1 protein-coding gene is annotated in these 1205 nt (G+C 47.5%); it reads left to right on the plus strand.

Features of this window, described 5'->3' with window-relative positions; genetic code table 11:
• On the plus strand, positions 1–1205 hold a 1205-nt coding region (locus tag AC1DUA_RS38375; protein ID WP_477504681.1), incomplete at both ends, for a cohesin domain-containing protein.

Consider the following 1205-nt stretch of genomic DNA (forward strand, 5'->3'; position numbering starts at 1 on the left):
AAACAGATCTCAGCTATGACGCTGGCATTGATTTCAAAACGGGACTTGAACCAGGCGATGTGATGCCGACTTGGGAAAACCGTACAATCGAGTCGAAGAACATCGGAGAGTTCTGCTGCGGAATCGGTGGTAGTGAAACGAAGGTTGGTACACCGGGAAGAAATAACAGCACAAGTGCAATCCTCTACTCAGGCAATGCAACAAGCGCTGTAGAGAATTATGCTTATAATCAAATGTTTGATGCTGATTTTGATATTAAACCTTCCACAGTGCTTTCTTATTGGATAAATCCGGAAGGCAGTGCAGGAACCGTACTACCTGGCAATGCAAGAACAACAAGCCAAAATTACGCCGTTGACTTGCTCTTCACCGATGGTACGTATCTGCATAATCTGAGTGCCGTCGATCAAAACGGTGTCGGTCTTAATCCGTTGGCACAAGGAAATGGCGGTAAACTTGTTTCCGATCAATGGAATTTTGTGACATCAAATATCGGAGCAGTGGCTGCCGGGAAAAGAGTAGATAAAATTCTCATCTCCTTTAATGCTACGGGGAAAACCGGATATTCACGCGGATATTTCGATGATATCTCGATCGAACACGGGAAAAGCGAAGCAAGTGCATTCTTAGCGGGCAGCTCAGTCGTTTCGGCTGGTCAAACGTTTAATTTGACGTATGGATTAGGCGGAGTGACACAAAGCGTATATGCTCAAGATTTTACGATTGCGTATAATTCGGATATTTTTGAATTGCTTTCCGCCAAATCGGCGAAGGAAAACGATTTCGTGATCGTGGACGAGAAAGCAGCTCCTGGTCAAAGCCGATACCTTGCCGTTCATGTTGGCGCGAGTGCTTCCCAGCCAAACGGTGCCCTGCTGTCGCTTCAATTCAAAGCGAAGACATCGGAAATTGGCGCAGCCGGCACAATCGCGGTCTCCCAACTTGTGATTGCCGATGGAGAAGGCAAAGAGACCGAGATGCCTAGCGTTTCGAAAACGATCAGCATTAAAGCGGTGGACAAAACAGCGCTGAACAGCTTAATTGCAGAAGCGCAAGCGGTACATGATGCGGCTGTCGAAGGAACCAAATACGGTCAATACCCGGTAGGTTCCAAAGCAATTCTGCAAGCAGCTATCGATGCGGCTAAAGCAGTAGCGAACATGCAGGCTACACAGGACGAAGTAGACCTGGCAAGAACGCAGCTG

The sequence above is a fragment of the Paenibacillus sp. 01T422 genome, assembly GCF_056398785.1.